Below are 17,972 nucleotides of genomic sequence, written 5' to 3' on the forward strand. Positions count from 1 at the left end.
AGGACCCATCACCTTCCGACACGGATTGCAGCACTTCCTGTCCATCGCCCATGGATGGGCGCTTCGAAATGTGTGAATCGCCTAGCACGAAGTGGGGGAGAGGTGGCCGCGAAGGCCGGAGAGGGGGCGGTCCGACTGGCCTCACCGGCTGGGCTTCAGCAGCGTCCAGATCCAGCCGATGAATGTGAGCACCAGGAAGGGATATCCGGCAGCGGGCAGCGGCGTCGAGGTCGGCAGCAAAGGCGCACCCCACAGGATCAGGCCCACTGAGACGACAAACAGCACAGCCGCCACGACAGCGGTAAGCCGCATCCACAGCGCGAAGGTTTTCGGCGCGCTGACCATGACCAGCGCCGCCGCCCAAAGCGAGATACCGCCGACATAGGAGGGCACGCTGGCCTCAAGCCCGGCCGCATTGCCGGAGAGCAGCAGGCTTTCGCCGGCGAGAAAGGTCAAAAATCCAGCCGCCACCCAGTCATTGCCCTGCCGCTGATACTTCATCGTCAGCAGCGCGGTCGCCACCACGAGCGCCACGCCGTCGATCGTCCAGAGCGTTTCGCGGAGTGGCGCGCTCTCGACGAAGGTGCCGGCGAGGCCCAGAGCGCCGCCGATGGCGAGGCCGATCGCGGCAATGGTGTCCAAGGTGGAACGCATTGATGTCTCCCCAAGCCGACGCGAGGATACTTCGGGATGGGGCATTCTCCAATGATGGTCCGCTGTCCTGAAGGGTCGCAATGGCCGGCGCGTATCCAGCTTGCTGACCTGTCGCACTCTTCTGCCCAATCTCCACCATGCTCCACCATGCAGCTTCAGCGCCGCGCTGGCGGGGGCCCACTGCTTCCGGCAGCTCCCCCGCTTTCGAAGCCTGCCATCGATTCACTGGATCGATGGCTTGGCGCGCTGTGCGCGCCAACCGGCTTCTCAATCGCCCATCTTCAAGGCCTGGATAAACGCTTCCTGCGGGATATCCACCTTGCCGAACTGCCGCATCCGCTTCTTGCCCTCTTTCTGCTTGTCGAGCAGCTTGCGTTTACGTGAGACATCGCCGCCGTAGCATTTGGCGGTGACGTCCTTGCGCAGCGCCGAGATCGTTTCGCGGGCGATGACCTTGCCGCCGATCGCCGCCTGGATCGGGATCTTGAACAGATGATGCGGGATCAGCTCCTTCAGCTTCTCGCACATCTGCCGGCCGCGCTTTTCCGCCGCCGTACGGTGGACCAGCATCGACAGCGCATCGACCGGCTCCTCATTGACCAGGATCGACATCTTCACCAGGTCGCCTTCCTTGTAGTCGGTGAGGTGATAGTCGAAGGAGGCGTAGCCCTTGGAGATCGACTTCAGCCGGTCGTAGAAGTCGAAGACCACCTCGTTGAGCGGCAGATCGTAGATCAGCATGGCGCGCTTGCCGACATAGGAGAGGTCGGCCTGGATGCCGCGCCGGTCCTGGCAGAGTTTCAGGATGCCGCCGAGATAGTCGTCGGGGGTGAGGATGGTGGCGCGGATCCACGGCTCCTCGATGGCCGCAATCTTGACGACGTCGGGCATGTCGGCCGGGTTGTGCAGTTCCTTGACCGAGCCGTCGTTCAACAGCAGGCGGTAGACGACGCTAGGCGCGGTGGCGATAAGGTCGAGGTTGAACTCGCGCTCCAGCCGCTCCTGGATGATTTCGAGATGCAGCAGGCCGAGGAAGCCGCAGCGATAGCCGAAGCCGAGCGCGGCGCTGGTTTCCATTTCAAAGGAGAAGGACGCGTCATTGAGGCGCAGCTTGCCGACAGCGGCGCGCAGATCCTCGAAATCGGCGGCGTCGACCGGGAACAGGCCGCAGAACACCACCGGCTGCGCCGGCTTGAAGCCGGGCAGGGCCTGTGCCGTCGGGCGCTTGTCCTCGGTGATGGTGTCGCCGACGCGGGTGTCGGCAACCTCCTTGATCGAGCCGGTGAAGAAGCCGAACTCGCCGGGGCCGAGCTCGTCGACATTGATGCGGGCTGGCGTAAAGACGCCGGTGCGTTCGACCAGGTACCTGGCGCCAGTACCCATCATGCGGATGGTCTGGCCCTTCTTCAGCACGCCGTCGATAATGCGGACCAGCACGATGACGCCGAGATAGGCGTCGTACCAGCTGTCGACCAGCATCGCCTTCAGCGGGGCCGTGATGTCGCCCTCGCGCGGCGGCGGCAGATCGTTGACGATGGCTTCCAGCACGTCGGGAATGCCTAGCCCGGTCTTGGCCGAGATCAGCACGGCGTTGGAGGCGTCGATGCCGATCACCTCCTCGACCTGTTCACGGATGCGCTCGGGCTCGGCGGCGGGCAGGTCGACCTTGTTCAGCACCACGACGATCTCATGGTTGTTGTCGATCGCCTGGTAGACATTGGCCAGCGTCTGCGCCTCGACGCCTTGCGAGGCGTCGACGACCAGCAGCGAACCTTCGCAGGCAGCGAGCGAGCGCGACACTTCATAGGCGAAGTCGACATGGCCGGGCGTGTCGATCAGGTTGAGGATATAGTCCTCGCCATTGTTGGCGCGGTATTTCAGCCGCACCGTCTGCGCCTTGATGGTGATGCCGCGCTCGCGCTCGATGTCCATCGAGTCCAGCACCTGCTCCTTCATGTCGCGCAGCTCCAGCCCGCCGGTCGACTGGATCAGCCGGTCGGCAAGCGTGGATTTGCCATGGTCGATATGGGCAACGATGGAGAAGTTGCGGATGTTTTTGATCGGCGTGGTCATGCGGCGCGCTTTAGCAGGGGCACGGTACATCGGCAAGCGGCGGGACGCGGGTGCGGCGGCCGGGCGGCAAAGTCGTTAAACTTTGATCCATGAGATTAGAGCATAGTTTGCGCCCGGCATGGTAACCCACCGGTCTATCGCCGTTTCGGGGGGATCGGAATGCCGCTGTCAGCACGCAAACTTCTCAGATCGGTGAGCGGCTCGTTCGCGCCATTGCTCGCCATCTTGCTTATCCCGATGGTTGCCGCATTGGGTTTTTCCACCGACTATACCTCTGCGGTTTCAACCAGGGCATCGATGCAGAACGCCCTCGATGCAGCGTCGCTGTCGATCACGACGCTTGCGACGGACACCTCACTGGCGGACCGCCAGGTAAAACTGCAGGAGGCATATCTGGCCAATGGCGGGCAAGGCACGGCCAAGCTCGACAGCTTCGTCGTCGCCACCGACGGCGCCGCCAGCATCAAGGCTTCGGCCGGCTTTGCCATGCCGACGAATTTCATGCAGATCGCCAGGATCAACACGGTGCAGATCGGCGTTGCGTCGGCAGTGACAAAGCGGCCGGCGTTGGTGCAAGCCACGTTCAAGGTGACCAAGGTCTCGGGCTGGTGGGGCAAGACAATGACGCTCTACGGCACCAAATTCGGGGACACGGTGGCCAACAAGCTGATGAAGATCACCTACACATACAACGGTTATGGCGATCCGAAAGGCTATGGCACGGCGACCGTCTCCACCATCAACGGAGCGACGATCACCATGGCCCAGCAGCAGGTGTGTACGACCACGACGGTGCTCAGCTTCTACGGCTTGCCTAGCACCACGATCGTCCAGACCGACTCATATGGCAGGAAATACGCGACCACCTGTGTCAACACAATGTATCCCGCGACCGGTGCCGGCGCGGTGATCGACGTCAGCCAGATGGACCAGCTATATCTGCAGATGGATGTTCCGTCAGGCAATCCAACGGTGCTCAAATCGAACGATCCGGCAACATCGAACCGCCTCTACGCGAACGGCGTCGAGATCGCCAGTGGCCAAACGGTCGATATCTTCACACTGGTGCCGTGCGGCCAGACCAGCACACAAGCGTGGGAAGACGGGGGATCGTCGGTGCCGACATCTCCGACCATCACCGATTCCAACGCGGACTTTTTCTACACAGTAACCGGCAAATGCGCCTTCAATCAGCGGGCATCCGAAACGCTGTTGACACAATAGGCCGCCGCAGCTGAGTGCGAGGGCATATCGGCCCGCTTAGGCTACCCGTCCATCACACCGCCGCCCCGGTCACACCGGGTGACGTGTTGGTTGCGAGCGACCGTCTTCCCTTCGCCCCTGTGGGAGACGGGAGAGCTGCGAACGATCACGAAGCGGTGATGCTGTAACGAACCGTGTGTCGGCGGCGAAGTGTGGACATGGAACCGCACAGGAGAACAGCGATGACCGGATCGAAACGACGCACAGCCCTGATGGGGCTCGCCGCGGCACTGTTTTCCGCGACTGTGCTGTCGGCAACCAGCGCGGCCGCCGGACAGACGCTGACCGTCGTAGAGCTGTTCACCAGCCAGGGCTGCTCGTCCTGCCCGCCGGCCAACGCCAATCTGATCAAGGTCAAGGACCGGCCCGGCGTGCTGGCGCTGTCCTTCAACGTCACCTACTGGGACTATCTCGGCTGGAAGGACACATTCGGCAAAGAAGAATTCACGCAGCGCCAGGTCCGCTATGAACCGTCGCTCGGCCGTTCCGGCCCGTTCACGCCGCAAGTGGTGGTCAATGGCAGGGCCGATGCCGTCGGCGCCAGGCCGGGCGAGATCGAGCAGCTGATTTCGAGCGGCGGCCACGGTGACGGACCTTCGCTGTCGCTCGCCGGCGGAAAGGTCAGCATCGGCGCCGGTCCGGTGCCCGGCGGCAAGGCCGACGTCTGGCTGGTGCGTTACGGCAAGGGCATCGTCGAGGTGCCGGTGGCGCGCGGCGAAAACACCGGCCGCACGCTGCCGCACGCCAATGTCGTGCATTCGCTGACCAGGCTGGGCAGTTGGACCGGCGACGCCACCGCACTGCCGCTGCCGGCGGCGACGGGCGGCCTCAGCACAGCGGTGCTGGTGCAGGTGCCGGGCGGCGGGCCGATCCTTGCTGCCGCTACCAACTAGAAACCCTGCCGAAATTTTCACAACGCGCAGCGGCGCCGCCGCATGCGATCAACCCTGCCAGAACCCTAGGAGATCATCATGACCAATCGTTTGACCAATCGCCCGACCCTGGCGGCACTCGCCTTCGCACTTTGCTCGACGGCGCTGTTTGCGGGAGGCGCTGCACGGGCCGAAGATGCGATGAAGCCGGCGATGGCGACAAACGCCATGAAGCCGGCAACGGGCGCCATGAAGCCGGCAACGGATGCCATGAAGCCGGCCGGCGCCATGGCGGCTGACGCGATGGCCACGACTGCGATGAAGGCGGGCGATCCGATGAAGGCCGACTGCATGAACAGGGCCGCCGCCGAGACGGACGCCATGAAGAAGACAGAGGCGACCAAGGCCTGCGATGCCATGGCCTCGGCCAAATAGGCGATGCGCACAGCAATGTGAGAGCCCGGCGGATCCGTCGTATAATCCAAACCAGCATCATGGGAGATCAGACATGACCGGAGCCGTGAAACGATCGTCGATTTTCGCAAAAGCAGCACTTGCCGCGCTCATCCTCACGGCCGCCGCGGCCGTATTCTGGCAGACGCCGGCAGTCTCGGCCGAAGACGCGGTGGTGATCCCGCCGCCGGCAATGGACGAGAAGGCCACCGCCGGCACCGAAAAGGCGGTCTTCGCCGGCGGCTGCTTCTGGGGTGTGCAAGGCGTGTTCCAGCACATCAAGGGCGTCACCAGCGCCGTTTCCGGCTATGCCGGCGGCGACCAGGACACGGCCGTCTATGAAATGGTCGGCACCAGCCGGACGGGCCATGCCGAATCCGTCGAGATCACCTACGAGCCGTCCAAGGTGACCTACGGCCAGCTGCTGCAGGTGTATTTCTCGGTGGCGCACAACCCGACGCAACTGAACTACCAGGGCCCGGACACGGGCACCCAGTACCGTTCGACGATCTTTGCCGAAAACGACGCACAGAAAAAGATCGCCGAAAGCTACATCGCCCAGCTCGACAAGGCCAAGGTGTTTCCCAAGCCGATCGTGACGACGCTGGAGACTGGCAAGACCTTCTATCCGGCCGAGGACTATCACCAGGATTTTCTGACGCTCAACCCGACCTATCCCTATATCGTCTACAACGATTTGCCCAAGGTCGAGAACCTGAAGCGGCTGTTCCCCAACCTCTACAGCGAAAAGCCGGTGCTGGTGCTGGCCGCCAACAAGAGCTGAGCTTTTGCGGGGGGCCTGCTGATCTCCCCTCTTGAGGGGGAGATGGCCGGCAGGCCAGAGGGGGTCGGTTCGGTTGGCGCGACGCGGTCCGGCATATCGAGGAAGACGAAGTTTGCACTCCACGCGCGGCGACCCCCCTCTGTCGCTTTCAGCGACATCTCCCCCGGAGATCAGCAGTTTCCGCGCTTCGCACTACTCCCCCTTTTTCCAGGGCAGGCTCCAGCGCACCTTCTCCAGCGTCGCCTTTGCCTCGGCCGAGTCCGGGTCGGGCTCTGTCTCGCGATAATGCGCCGAGCCCTCAGGCGGGTAGGCAAGTGTGTTGTTGAGGGCGAATTTGTCGATCTGGCTGAAGTCGGGGAAAGGCAGATTTTGCGCCTCGCGCCAATCGCTGACCCTTTTCTCCGCGGCGATGCGTTTTTCGTCGTCGACCGGAAGGTCGGTGGCTCTGTATTCCAGTGACGAAGGGAAGGCGAACTGCGCGCCGGCATCATCCATGATGTTGATCATGGACAACAGGATGTCCTCGCGGATGGCTTGAAAATCGGCCACGTCGGCGGTTTTGATATAAGTGAACACGTCGATATCGAGCGAATAGGCGCCGAAGCCGGCAAAGCGCACGCGGCACGGCTCATCGATGACGCGAGGATGGGCAATCAGCAGCTTGCGCAGCTCGGCCAGGACGTAACGTAGCTGATCGGGCGTCGTTTCGTAGCGCAGCTGCAGCGTCGTCGCGAACCGGGTGCGGTCGCGATGCGCGTAGTTCTCGATCTGCATGCCGGCGAAATCCGAGTTTGGCACCGAGATGATCGTGCGGTCGAGCGACCGGATGCGGGTGGAGCGCATGCCGATATGCTCGATCGTGCCGGACTGGTCGCCAAACTTGCAGAAGTCGCCGACGCTGACCGGCCGGTCGGCATAAAGCGTCAGGCCGGAGAGGAAGTTCTGCAGCGTCGGCTGCGCCGCCAGCGCCACCGCCAGACCGCCGATGCCGAGACCGGCAATGACGCCTTCGTAGGGGATGGCGAGCAATTCGGCCAGCAGCAGGAAGGCGACGACCAGCACGGCGACGCGCGCCACGCCGGTGGACAGCGAAATCAGCGTGTCGTGATAGCCGGGCACCTGCCACAGTCCACGGTAATGGTCGGCGACCTTGCCGATCAGGTGCCAGACCACCGGCACGGCGCCAATCACGACCAGGCTCCAGGCGATTGCCTTGACCGGGGCGGCGACCACTTGCGGCAGACCGAGCGGGCGCAGCGTCAACAGCAGGAAGAAGCCAAGCACGATCGAGCGCACCGCCCATTCGACAATGCGGAAGAAGGCCGGGCTGTCCGTCCTTCGCACAAACAAGGAAATCAGCGCATTGGCGATGAAGCCGAAGACGATGCCGGCCAGCGCGGCAAGGCTGAGCATCGACCATTGCCAGCGCTCCATCGGGCCGGCGCGGGTGAGCAGGCCGGGGCTGATCTCGCGGGCGAGGCCACGGGCGATGAAGAACGGGTCGGTGCTGGCGAAGGCGGCGAATTCCGGCGCCACCGGCACGTCTTCGACATCGGCATAGAGCGCGCGGATGTGGGCGAGCGTCTCGGGCGTGAACTGCCAGATCTTGTCCTTCTCAGTCTCGACCGGGCCGATGACGATGTTGCCGGCGGGATGCTCGAAATAGACGAAGGGGGTATTGCTCTTCGGATCGTCGGGGATCTGCTGCCAATAGACGTAGCCGATGCGGTCGATGACCTTTTTGAGATAGCGCTCGAGCAGGAACGCCTCGTCGCCACGCACCGCCTGACTGTAGTTGCGCAGGTCGAGCGCCGCCTGTGCCGGATCGCCGGCCTCGGTGAGGCCGCTCAACAGCACCTTGAACGTGTCGCGCGGCGAGGCGAGCCTGCTCGGATCGTCGACCATGTCGACGGCTTCGCCACGCGCTTCCTGGAATTCGGCGAGCTTTGCCTGGAGCTGGCCAAGTGGCGGCCCGACGATGAACCAGTCGCCTTCTTGCGGCGAAAAGTGACGGCGAAGGAGACCCTGGTGCCGTATTGCGGCAGCGTCGCCGTCACCTCGTCGCCGGAAATCGCATCATGCGGCAGGCTCCACAGACGGAACGTCGCGTTGTCGATGACGGTGAACAGAAGCTTGGTGTAATCGGGCATGTTGAGGCCGCCGCGGTCGGCCTCGGTGACGTCGACGAGACCCGCTGCCAGACCGGCAAGACCCATGCCGCCGCCGGTGGCGCGCGGCACGTTGTCGGCGCCGCTCTCGTTCATCGTCTGCAGGAACGAGCGCATGGTGCTCATCGGGCTCGACTGGTCGACGCGGACGTCCTCGACGGCGCTGACGCGCACGCCTGTCCACCATTCGGCGGTGGCGGCATCGAAGCGGCCCATGAAGCTGCCGCCGTCGGGCGATTGGACGAAGGTGAAGGCGCCCTGGCGGTCGCCTTCGAACCAGTGGCCGACAAGCTTGTCGCCTTCGGCCTTGGCCTCGATACGGCCGTTATAAAGCGGGTACATGCCCTTTACGTCAGTGCCCGTCTGCTCGAACTTGATCTGGGCGCCGCCGCCGCGCCACTTCGTGTCCCACACGCCCGTCCAGTTGGCCGCGTCCTGGGCATGCGCCTGCGGCATGGCCGGCAGCAGGCCGGCAAGCGCGAGTGCGCCGATCAGCGCGACCGTCCGGATCAGCAAAAGCAGCAGCCGATCCTCTCCTGCCGCAGAAAAGGGGTTCATTCTATTGCCCTTCTTCTTGCCGGCGATTCTGCTGGGCCGGCCAGAGAAGGTTATTCCGCTTGAAGATGAATATTCTGTTTCAGGCTGCGACGGCGATGCCGGTCAGTCATAGGTCAGATCCGTCGCCTTGCCGGCGAACACCCGGTAGGCAAAGAACGAATAGAAGATGATGATCGGCAGCACGACGACCGTCCCGACCAGGATGACGGCCAGGCTTTCGGGTGCCGAAGCAGCCTGCCAGATGGTCAGCCGGTCGGGCACCACGAAGGGGTAGAACGACCAGGCGAGGCCGGCAAAGCCGAGCGTGAAGATCGCGGCCAATGTCAGGAACGGGAGCAGCGCGTGGCGGTCGTCGGGCTTCGGCAGATGGAAGGTCTGGCGCCACAGCCACAGGAACAGCACTGCCGACAGGGTCGGCAGCGGCGACAAATAGAGCATGGCCGGCCAGACGAACCATTTGTCGAAGATGCGCGCGCTGGCAAAGGGCGTGGCCAGCGATACCGCGACCATGCCGAGCGCGGTCAGCACCAACGCCGTGCGCAGCCACAGCACCGCCTTCTTCTGCAGATCGCCTTCGGTCTTGTAGATGACCCAGGCCGCGCCCATCGCCGCGTAGGCCGCGGCAAGGCAGAGCGCCACCAGCGCGCCGAAAGCGACGCCGCCAGGGCCGACGTCGAGGCCGAGCACATAGACGCCGAGCATATAACCTTGCGCCAGCGAAGCGATGACCGAGCCGAGGAAGAAGATGCGGTTCCAGCGGTGCTTCCTGCCGGCCGGCACCTTGGCGCGGAAATCGAAGGCGACGCCGCGCAGGATCAAGCCGACCAGCAGCACGAAGACCGGAATGTAGAGCGCCGTCAGGATGGTGCCGTGCGCCAATGGGAAGGCGACCAGCAGCAAGCCGACCGCCAGCACCAGCCAGGTCTCGTTGGCGTCCCAGAACGGGCCGATGGCGGCGATCATCGTATCCTGCTCGGTTTCTTCGGCCGCGGCGAACAGGATGCCGATGCCGAGATCGAAGCCGTCGAGGATGACGTAGATCAGGATAGCGAGGCCCATCAGGCCGGCGAAGATCAGAGGCAGCAGGGTCGGCCAGTCGACGCTCATGATGTTTCTCCTGGTTGCGCAACCGGCTGCGACAGCGGCCTGTTCATGACGCCCGGCAGCGGCGAGGTGTCACCATCCTTCGCCGCCTTCAATGCCAGATGCACCAACACGCCGAGATAGGCGATCAAGAGCAGCACATAGAGGATGAGATAGACCGCGAGCGACAGCGCGACATGGCTGCCGGCGACCGGCCCGACAGCATCGGCGGTACGCAGCACGCCGGTGACCAGCCAGGGCTGGCGGCCGATCTCGGTGGTGTACCAGCCGGCCAGCGTCGCCAGCCAGCCGGACAGCGCCATCGGCACCATGACGAGCGCCAGCGGCTTGGGCAGGCCGTGGCGGCGCTTGAGGAAGAAGGCCGCCGACCAAGAGACGGCGAGCATCAGGAGGCCGGTGCCGACCATGATGCGAAAGCCCCAGAACACCGGAAATACCGGGGGATGGTTGCCGGCATAATCGTTCAGCCCCGGCACGATGCCGCCGGCGCTGTGCCTGAGGATGAGGCTGGCGCCATCGGGAATGGTGAGCTCGAACCTGTTCTCCTTGGCCGCTTCATCGGGAACCGCAAACAGCACCAGCGGCACGTTGGGACCGGTGTTCCAGTTGGCCTCCATCGCGGCGATCTTCTGCGGCTGGTGTTCCAGCGTGTTGAGGCCGTGCTGGTCGCCGGCAAAGATCTGGATCGGGATCAGGATCGCGGCGGTGAAGACGCCGGTGCGCAGCGCCTTCCACATCGATTCCGAGCGATCGCCGTAGAGATAGCGCAGCGCCGACAGGCCGGCGACCAGGAACGAGACGGTCAGGCCCGAAGCAAGCAGCATATGGACGAGCCGGTAGGGCATGGACGGATTGAAGACAACTGCCCACCAGTCGGTGGCGTGCGCTACACCATCGCGCATCTCGAAGCCGGCCGGCGTCTGCATCCACGAATTGAGTGCGATGATCCAGAAGGCGGACAAGGTGGTGCCGCCGGCCACCAGCACCGTCGCCAGTGTATGGACGCGGTTCGAGACACGGCGGAAGCCGAAAAGCATGATGCCGAGGAACGCCGCCTCGAGGAAGAAGGCGGTCAGGATCTCGTAGGCCAGCAGCGGGCCGGCAATGTTGCCGACCGTCTCCATATAGCCCGGCCAGTTGGTGCCGAACTGAAAACTCATGGTGACGCCGGAAACCACGCCCATGGCGAAGGACAGCGCGAATACCTTAACCCAGGTGAAATAAGCGCGCATCCAGGCGGAATCGTTTGTCGCGTTGTAGCGGAGCTTGAAGAACAGCAGCACCCAGCCGAGCGCGATGGTGATCGCCGGGAACAGGATGTGGAACGAGATGTTCGCGCCGAACTGTATGCGCGACAGAATGAGCGGGTCCATGGCGGCTCCGGCTGCTGCTTGTTTGTTGAAGGATAGGCTTGATGCACCGGACGGTCAAAGCGGCGTCCCGCCGCGAGGCGGAACGCCGCAGTGCGGTTAATCTGCTTTTACGTGGAATTTGGCTGGACGACCGGGCAGGTGTTGCCTATTCCGGCGAACCTCGATGGTCCAGAACTGTCAGGAGCGCCATTGACATCCGGATTTGCGAACCGACATTCAGCGGACTAAATCAACAACTCTGTTTCAAGCAGTCGTTTTCAGCCATGCAGCCGATCATCTCGATTTCCGGGCTCACCAAGACCTACGCCACCGGCTTCAAGGCGCTGAAGGAGATCAATCTCGACATCGTGCGCGGCGAGATCTTTGCGCTGCTCGGGCCGAATGGCGCCGGCAAGACAACGCTGATCTCGATCGTCTGCGGCATCGTCAACCGCTCGTCGGGTTCCGTCACCGTCGACGGCCATGACATCAACCGCGACTACCGCGCCGCGCGCAGTCTGATCGGGCTGGTGCCGCAGGAACTGACCATCGACGCCTTCGAGAGCGTGTGGGCGACGGTCAACTACAGCCGCGGCCTGTTCGGCAAGCCGGCGGACAAGGCGTTCGTCGAAAAGGTGCTGCGCGACCTGTCGCTCTGGGACAAGAAGGACGCCAAGGCGATCACGCTGTCCGGCGGCATGAAGCGCCGGCTGATGATTGCCAAGGCGCTGTCGCACGAGCCGCGCATCCTGTTCCTCGACGAACCGACGGCAGGCGTCGATGTCGAGCTGCGCCAGGACATGTGGGCGATGGTGCGCCGGCTGCGCGAAGACGGCGTCACCATCATCCTGACCACGCATTACATCGAAGAAGCCGAGGCGATGGCCGACCGCGTCGGCGTCATCAACCGCGGCGAGATCGTGCTGGTGGAGGACAAGGCCGAGCTGATGCGCAAGCTTGGCCGCAAACGGCTTGTGCTGGAACTGCGCAGTCCCCTGGCCACCGTTCCCGATACTTTTTCGCACTACGCGCTGGAGCTTTCGCCGGATGGCGGACAGCTGACCTATACTTATGACAACCAGAGCGAACGGCCGGGCGTCGCCTCGCTGATCCGCGAGCTCGAGGCGGCCGGCATCCAGTTCCGCGACATCGATACGGAAAACAGCTCGCTCGAGGAGATCTTCGTCAATCTGGTGAGGAAACCGGCATGAACCCGCGCGCGGCCATGAATCTTCATGCGGTATGGGCGATCTATCGGGTGGAGATGGCGCGCGCCCTTCGCACTGTGCTGCAGAGCATCGTTTCGCCGGTCATTTCGACGTCGCTCTATTTCGTCGTCTTCGGTTCGGCCATCGGCTCGCGCATCACCGAGATCGACGGCATCAGCTACGGCGCCTTCATCGTACCGGGGCTGATCATGCTGTCGCTGCTGACGCAATCGATCTCCAACGCCTCTTTCGCCATCTATTTTCCGAAATTCGTCGGCTCGATCTACGAATTGCTGTCCGCGCCGGTGTCCTATCTGGAGATCGTCATCGCCTATGTCGGGGGCGCGGCGACAAAGTCGATCGTGCTTGGCCTGATCATCCTGGCGACGGCCTCGCTGTTCGTGCCGCTGACGATCGAGCATCCGTTCTGGATGCTCGCCTTCCTGGTGCTGACGGCGGTGACCTTCAGCCTGTTCGGCTTTATCATCGGCATCTGGGCGAAGAGCTTCGAGCAGCTGCAGCTCGTGCCGCTGCTGATCATCACGCCGCTGACCTTCCTCGGCGGCAGCTTCTATTCGATCAACATGCTGCCCGGCATCTGGCGCACGGTGACGCTGTTCAACCCGGTGGTCTACCTGGTCAGTGGGTTCCGCTGGAGCTTCTACGGCAAGTCCGATGTTTCAGTCGGCGTCAGCCTCGGCATGACGGTGGTCTTCCTGCTCATCTGCATAGCGATCGTCGCCTGGATCTTCAGGACCGGCTACCGGCTGCGCAACTGATCGAACGGGCCTCGTCCAGGCGAAGCAGCCTTATCGATCGACCTTTCCTTGCCGAAGGCGACATAGGCCTGCGCACGATGCCTGGAACTCGCGCTTGAACGCCTCGATCTTGCTTTTCATGCATTGTTATATATCATGTTATCGATGTTCACGGGGATGAAAATTGACCTATGGAAGACGTCATACGATCGCTTGGCTTCCTGTGCCTGGGCAGCAGGCTGAAGCGTATAGGCGAGCAACTGCAAGCGGAGGCGCAGCGCCTGCTCGACAGGCTGGATGTCCCGGTTCAGGCGAGCCAATACCCGCTGCTGGCCGCGCTCGACAGGCTGGGCCCACTGCCGGTCGGGGAACTGGCGCAATCCCTTGGGATCGCGCAGCCGGGTGTGACGCGAACCGTCTCGCTTCTGGCCGGATTGGGATTGCTCGAGGTCAGTCCGTCGAACGATGACCAGCGGCGCAGGATCGTCTCGCTTACTCGGGACGGCCGGCGGCTGGTCGATGTCGCAAAGCGCGACGTCTGGCCTTGCATCGAGAACGTGGTCGCGGATTTGTGCGCAGGTTTTTCGGGGCCGCTTCTTGAGCAGCTGGCTGCCATCGAGGACGGCCTCGCCGCTGCCCCTCTCGACCGTCGTGTAAATAAGCCTGAGGGTGCCGCGCAATGAGACATCTGCTCGACCGCCCTATCTGGAGCGCGCTTCAGACGCGACATCGGGCCTTCGCGGAGGGTGACAACCTCGCCATGCGATATCGGCCGTCGATCGTCCCTTTCGCCGCCACTGGCGCGGACGACCCGGAAAGCCTGCGGGCGCTCGAAAACCTTGTCTCCCCGGGCGAGAGTGTGATCCTGCTTCAAGCGGACGCGATTGCTCTGCCCACGGGGCTTTCCGCGACTTCGACCGCAGCCGGGGTTCAGATGATCGCCGAGCAGCCATTGCAGATCGTCTCCGACCCGCGCGTGCATCGTCTGACCCGAGACGATGCTGCTGAGATGCTCGCCCTGGCATTGCTCACCAAGCCTGGCCCATTCACGCTCGAAGCCTTGAGCCTGGGCGATTTTTGGGGTGTGAAAATCGAGGGCAGGCTTGCGGCAATGGCCGGCGAGCGCATGAAGCAACCTGGTTATACCGAACTCAGCGGGGTGTGCTCACATCCGGAATTTCGCGGCGGTGGCCTAGGAAAGCTGCTGTCCCTATTCGTGGCAAACCGGATAGTGGCGCGCGGCGAAGTTCCCTATCTCCACGCCTATGCCAGCAACGCCGCGGCCATAGCGTTATACGAGTCCATCGGCTTCAGGTTGCGAAGCACAATGAATGTGGCCGTGGTTCAGCGCACCGAATGATTAGTCGGCGCATGATGCGCAGCATGGATTCATCCCGTATCGGAAGGAAGGATTTCGTACGGCCGAAATCCTTCCTTGAGACTGCAAGATCTTGCTGCGTGTCAGACCGCGATCTTGCCGCCGCCTTGCCTGGTGATGGCAACGACCGCCGGGCGCACCGGCATGTCCGGCTTGAAGTCGGGCCAGCGCGTCGACAAATCCTCATAATAGGACGGACGGCCGAAAGCCTCCCAGTCCTCGCCGCCGTCGCCCGGATGCTGGACGGCAACGAAGGCGGTCTGGTCGTCCGGCGCAAACAGGGGACCGCACATTTCGGCGCCGATCGGCACGCGGAAGAACAGCTTTGATGTCGCCCGTGCCGTCCCTTCCGTATCGACAGCCCACAGACCGTCGGTGCGGCCGGTGGCTTTCGGGCCCTGGCCGTCGGTGGCGACCCAGAGGCGGCCGGCCGAATCTACCGTGCAATTGTCCGGCATGCCGAACCAGCCATTGGCGGTGGTTGCGGTCGAGAAGGTGGCGCCGACGTCGGCCACAGCGGGATCGCCGCATTTCAGCAGGATTTCCCACCTACCCTTTGTCGCGGTGAAATCACCGCCGTCCTCGACGATCTCGATGATGTGGCCAAAGGCGTTCTCGGCACGCGGGTTGGCGGCGTCGACCTGGTCGGCCTTGCGCTTCGAATTGTTGGTCAGCATGACGTAGACCTTGCCGTTGGTGGCATTGGGCTGGATGTCTTCCGGGCGGTCCATCTTGGTGGCGCCGAGCAGGTCGGCGGCGCGGCGCGTCTCGATCAGCACGTCGGCCTGGCTGTCGAAGCCGTTCTCCGCCGTCAGCGGCCCCTGGCCGAAGACGATCGGCAGCCACTCGACCGAACCGTCGTCGGCAAACTTGGCGACATGCAAGGTGCCGTCGTCGAGCAAATCCATGTTGGCGGCGCGGTCGTCCGGATCGAACTTGCCTGTGGTGACGAACTTATAGACATAATCGAAGCGCTCGTCGTCGCCGAGATAGAAGACGACACGGCCATCCTTGGCGACGATCGATTCGGCGCCCTCATGCTTGAAGCGCCCCATCGCGGTGCGCTTCCTCGGCGCCGAAGTCGGATCCTGGACGTCGACCTCGACGATCCAGCCGAAGCGGTTCGGCTCGTTCGGCTCCTTGCCGATATCGAAACGGTCGTAATGCGCTGCCCATTCATAGGCACCTTCGGGAATGCCGAGGCGCTTGTAATTGGCGGCTTCCTTATGCCCCTGCGGCAGCTCGCCCGAGAAATAGCCGTGGATGTTCTCCTCGGCCATGACATAGGTGCCCCATGGCGTGACGCCGCCGGCGCAATTGTTGATGGTGCCGATGATTTTCGTGCCGGTCGGATCGGCGCTGGTCTTGACGCGGTCGTGGCCGGCGACCGGGCCGGAGAGCGCGATCTCGGTGTTGGAGGTGATGCGGCGGTTGAGCTTGCCGTCGCGAACGACCTGCCATTTGCCTGATACCTTGCGTATCTCGACGATAGTGCCGCCATGCGCCGTCATCTCGACGTCGACTTGTTCCTTGCTGAGGGGCGCCTGCTTGGCCTTGCCGTCGATGATGGTGACGAGGCCCGGAAACATCAGGTGCGGATTGGTGTATTCGTGGTTGACCACCAGCAGGCCGTGCTCGGCCGAGCCGTCGATCGGGATATAGCCGACATAGTCGTTGTTGTAGCCGAATTGTCTGGCCTGGGCTTCCGCCGACTGTTTTGTCGGATCGAATTCCGGCGAATCGGCGAACAGCGGATCGCCCCAGCGCAGCAGTACATCGGCGTCATAGCCGGGTGCGACGTGATGCTTGTCGTCGATGCCGGCCTCGAGCTCGTCAAAAGCGAAGGCGGAGCCTTCGGCGGCGCGGGCATTGTCGGCGGTGATCAGCGCCAGCGGGCTGACGGTAGCGGCTATGGCCGAGACGGCAAGCGAACCCTTGAGGAAGCCGCGGCGTGAGAACCGCGCGGCGATGATCTCACCCATGGTGCGGTTGTCGGTGGGATTGGCTCCTGGCCCATCGTTTTCCTCGAGCAGGCTGGTGCGGAAATGGGCGTCAGGGGTGCGATGTTCGGTCATAGGGCCTGCCTCTGGCTGGATGGATTGCTGGAGCGTGTTGCCTGGCCAATCCGGTATTACCGGCAGGTCACAGTTTGATGACATGCCGGCTAATTGCCACCTGCGATTTCGTATCCAACATCGGCCCCGCTTGACCGCGACCGGCGCTTCGGAAACAAGAGCTGCGGCAGGCGGTAGGGACCGCATCGGGAGGAACAAAAGTGAGTTTCTGGGGACTTGGGCAGCTCTGCGTTTCGACGGTGATCTTCCTGCTGGCGGCGATGGCCGCAAAACAGTGGGGGCTGGCGCCGAGCCTCGGCAAGATTGTGCTGACGTTGGCGCTCTATTCGCTGGGCAATCTGATCATGCTGAGGCTGATCCGTGAATTCGGCATGTCGGTGTCGTTCAGCCTGTCGGCGGTGATCCAGCTGGTGTCGGTGAATGTGGTGGCGCTGGTCTTCTTCGGCGAGCGCGTCAATGCCTTGCAGGCAACCGGCATCGTGCTTGCCATCGCAGCTGTGGCGCTGATCACGCTCGGGCCCTATCTGCAAAGGCTGTAACTGCGATCGGGCCGATGAAGAAGATTGCAAGCAGACTGCCCAACTGGCTGGAGTTCCCGGTTCTGCTGGCCGGGCTGGTCATTGCCGGCGGGCTGTGGGGGTTCGAGGAGCTGATGGAGCTGGCGCGGGCGACCACGCCGCATGCCTTCGACACCGAAATCCTGCTTGCCTTCCGCAAGGCCGGCCAGCCCGACAATCCGATCGGACCGGCGTGGCTGGAAGGGGCGATGCGCGACATCACCAGCCTCGGCAGCGCCAGCGTACTGCTGCTGATCACGGCAGCAATGATCGTCTATCTGCTTCTTATCCGCAGGCCAGGCGCGGCGCTTCTCATGTTCGTCGCGGTAGCGGGCGGCCAGCTCCTGTCAAGCGTGCTGAAATTCGATATCGACCGGCCGCGCCCCGATCTGGTCTCGCATCTCGCCGATGTGGCATCGCTTTCGTTTCCGAGCGGCCACGCCATGCTGTCGGCGGTGACGTATTTGACGCTGGGCAGCATGGCGGCGCGGGTTTTGCCCGGGCGCACAACGAAGATCTATGTACTCGGGCTGGCGGTGCTGACGACAGTGGTGGTCGGCATCAGCCGCATCTATCTCGGCGTCCACTGGCCGTCCGACGTATTGGCCGGCTGGTGCGCCGGCTTTGCCTGGGCGATGCTGTGCTGGCTTGCGGCACGGTTCCTGCAGCGATGGCTTGGGCGGGCCGACGGCACCTGACTCAAATCAGCCTGTTG

At 63.3% G+C, this 17,972-nt stretch carries 17 protein-coding genes; 10 read left to right on the top strand and 7 right to left on the bottom strand.

What is annotated here, in order from left to right:
- Positions 1 to 141: 141 nt before the first annotated feature.
- Together NKJ55_RS22845 and lepA are read right to left on the bottom strand one after the other, a co-directional pair.
- Entirely contained in the window at positions 142 to 654 is a 513-nt protein-coding gene (locus NKJ55_RS22845; RefSeq protein WP_352451834.1) for a hypothetical protein, read from the bottom strand.
- 267 nt (positions 655 to 921) lie between these two features.
- Positions 922 to 2,727, bottom strand: coding sequence for a translation elongation factor 4 (gene lepA / locus NKJ55_RS22850; RefSeq protein WP_352451835.1), 1,806 nt, complete (start codon positions 2,725 to 2,727; stop codon positions 922 to 924).
- A gap of 159 nt (positions 2,728 to 2,886) precedes the next feature.
- Between lepA and NKJ55_RS22855 the strand changes: the two genes are divergently transcribed.
- The 4 genes from NKJ55_RS22855 (at position 2,887) to msrA (ending at position 6,099) form a co-directional block, all read left to right on the top strand.
- Entirely contained in the window at positions 2,887 to 3,951 is a 1,065-nt protein-coding gene (locus NKJ55_RS22855) for a TadE/TadG family type IV pilus assembly protein (RefSeq protein WP_352451836.1), read from the top strand.
- A gap of 221 nt (positions 3,952 to 4,172) precedes the next feature.
- Positions 4,173 to 4,883, top strand: coding sequence for a DUF1223 domain-containing protein (locus tag NKJ55_RS22860; protein WP_352451837.1), 711 nt, complete (start codon positions 4,173 to 4,175; stop codon positions 4,881 to 4,883).
- Between the two features lie 78 nt (positions 4,884 to 4,961).
- Positions 4,962 to 5,297 carry a hypothetical protein gene (locus NKJ55_RS22865; RefSeq protein ID WP_352451838.1) on the top strand — a complete coding sequence of 112 codons (336 nt, stop codon included), beginning with the start codon at positions 4,962 to 4,964 and terminating at the stop codon, positions 5,295 to 5,297.
- A gap of 73 nt (positions 5,298 to 5,370) precedes the next feature.
- Positions 5,371 to 6,099 (top strand): peptide-methionine (S)-S-oxide reductase MsrA, encoded by a 729-nt coding sequence (gene msrA, locus NKJ55_RS22870; protein ID WP_352451839.1) that lies wholly within the window; start codon positions 5,371 to 5,373, stop codon positions 6,097 to 6,099.
- Between the two features lie 192 nt (positions 6,100 to 6,291).
- On the opposite strand, the gene NKJ55_RS22875 is transcribed toward msrA, so the two are convergent.
- The 4 genes from NKJ55_RS22875 to NKJ55_RS22890 form a co-directional block, all read right to left on the bottom strand.
- Positions 6,292 to 8,004, bottom strand: coding sequence for a mechanosensitive ion channel family protein (locus tag NKJ55_RS22875; RefSeq protein WP_352451840.1), 1,713 nt, complete (start codon positions 8,002 to 8,004; stop codon positions 6,292 to 6,294).
- Positions 7,947 to 8,825 (bottom strand): hypothetical protein, encoded by an 879-nt coding sequence (locus tag NKJ55_RS22880; protein WP_352451841.1) that lies wholly within the window; start codon positions 8,823 to 8,825, stop codon positions 7,947 to 7,949. The genes NKJ55_RS22875 and NKJ55_RS22880 overlap by 58 nt, the downstream gene beginning before the upstream one ends.
- A 102-nt stretch (positions 8,826 to 8,927) precedes the next feature.
- Positions 8,928 to 9,932, bottom strand: a complete 1,005-nt coding sequence (locus tag NKJ55_RS22885; RefSeq protein ID WP_352451842.1) for a cytochrome d ubiquinol oxidase subunit II — start codon at positions 9,930 to 9,932, stop codon at positions 8,928 to 8,930.
- Positions 9,929 to 11,302: a cytochrome ubiquinol oxidase subunit I gene (locus NKJ55_RS22890; RefSeq protein WP_352451843.1), complete on the bottom strand. Its 1,374-nt coding sequence runs from the start codon at positions 11,300 to 11,302 to the stop codon at positions 9,929 to 9,931. Before NKJ55_RS22890 ends, NKJ55_RS22885 begins: the two co-directional genes overlap by 4 nt.
- A gap of 263 nt (positions 11,303 to 11,565) precedes the next feature.
- Here NKJ55_RS22890 and NKJ55_RS22895 point away from each other — a divergent pair, with 263 nt between their 5' ends.
- The 4 genes from NKJ55_RS22895 to NKJ55_RS22910 all read left to right on the top strand — a co-directional run bounded on the left by NKJ55_RS22895 (position 11,566) and on the right by NKJ55_RS22910 (position 14,607).
- Complete coding sequence (locus tag NKJ55_RS22895; protein ID WP_352451844.1) at positions 11,566 to 12,492, top strand: ABC transporter ATP-binding protein; 927 nt, start codon at positions 11,566 to 11,568, stop codon at positions 12,490 to 12,492.
- A 14-nt stretch (positions 12,493 to 12,506) separates the two neighbouring features.
- Positions 12,507 to 13,268, top strand: coding sequence for an ABC transporter permease (locus NKJ55_RS22900; RefSeq protein ID WP_352451914.1), 762 nt, complete (start codon positions 12,507 to 12,509; stop codon positions 13,266 to 13,268).
- A 170-nt stretch (positions 13,269 to 13,438) separates the two neighbouring features.
- Positions 13,439 to 13,930, top strand: coding sequence for a MarR family winged helix-turn-helix transcriptional regulator (locus NKJ55_RS22905; protein WP_352451845.1), 492 nt, complete (start codon positions 13,439 to 13,441; stop codon positions 13,928 to 13,930).
- Entirely contained in the window at positions 13,927 to 14,607 is a 681-nt protein-coding gene (locus NKJ55_RS22910) for a GNAT family N-acetyltransferase (protein WP_352451846.1), read from the top strand. The genes NKJ55_RS22905 and NKJ55_RS22910 overlap by 4 nt, the downstream gene beginning before the upstream one ends.
- Before the next feature lie 101 nt (positions 14,608 to 14,708).
- On the opposite strand, the gene NKJ55_RS22915 is transcribed toward NKJ55_RS22910, so the two are convergent.
- A complete protein-coding gene (locus tag NKJ55_RS22915; RefSeq protein WP_352451847.1) occupies positions 14,709 to 16,700 on the bottom strand; it encodes a PhoX family protein in 1,992 nt (663 codons plus the stop codon).
- A gap of 200 nt (positions 16,701 to 16,900) precedes the next feature.
- Here NKJ55_RS22915 and NKJ55_RS22920 point away from each other — a divergent pair, with 200 nt between their 5' ends.
- Positions 16,901 to 17,239: a hypothetical protein gene (locus NKJ55_RS22920; RefSeq protein ID WP_023679017.1), complete on the top strand. Its 339-nt coding sequence runs from the start codon at positions 16,901 to 16,903 to the stop codon at positions 17,237 to 17,239.
- Positions 17,240 to 17,253: 14 nt separating this feature from the next.
- Positions 17,254 to 17,955 (top strand): phosphatase PAP2 family protein, encoded by a 702-nt coding sequence (locus NKJ55_RS22925; protein WP_352451848.1) that lies wholly within the window; start codon positions 17,254 to 17,256, stop codon positions 17,953 to 17,955.
- Positions 17,956 to 17,972 lie beyond the last annotated feature (17 nt).

This window comes from Mesorhizobium sp. M0106 (genome assembly GCF_040322715.1).
Classification (GTDB): domain Bacteria; phylum Pseudomonadota; class Alphaproteobacteria; order Rhizobiales; family Rhizobiaceae; genus Mesorhizobium.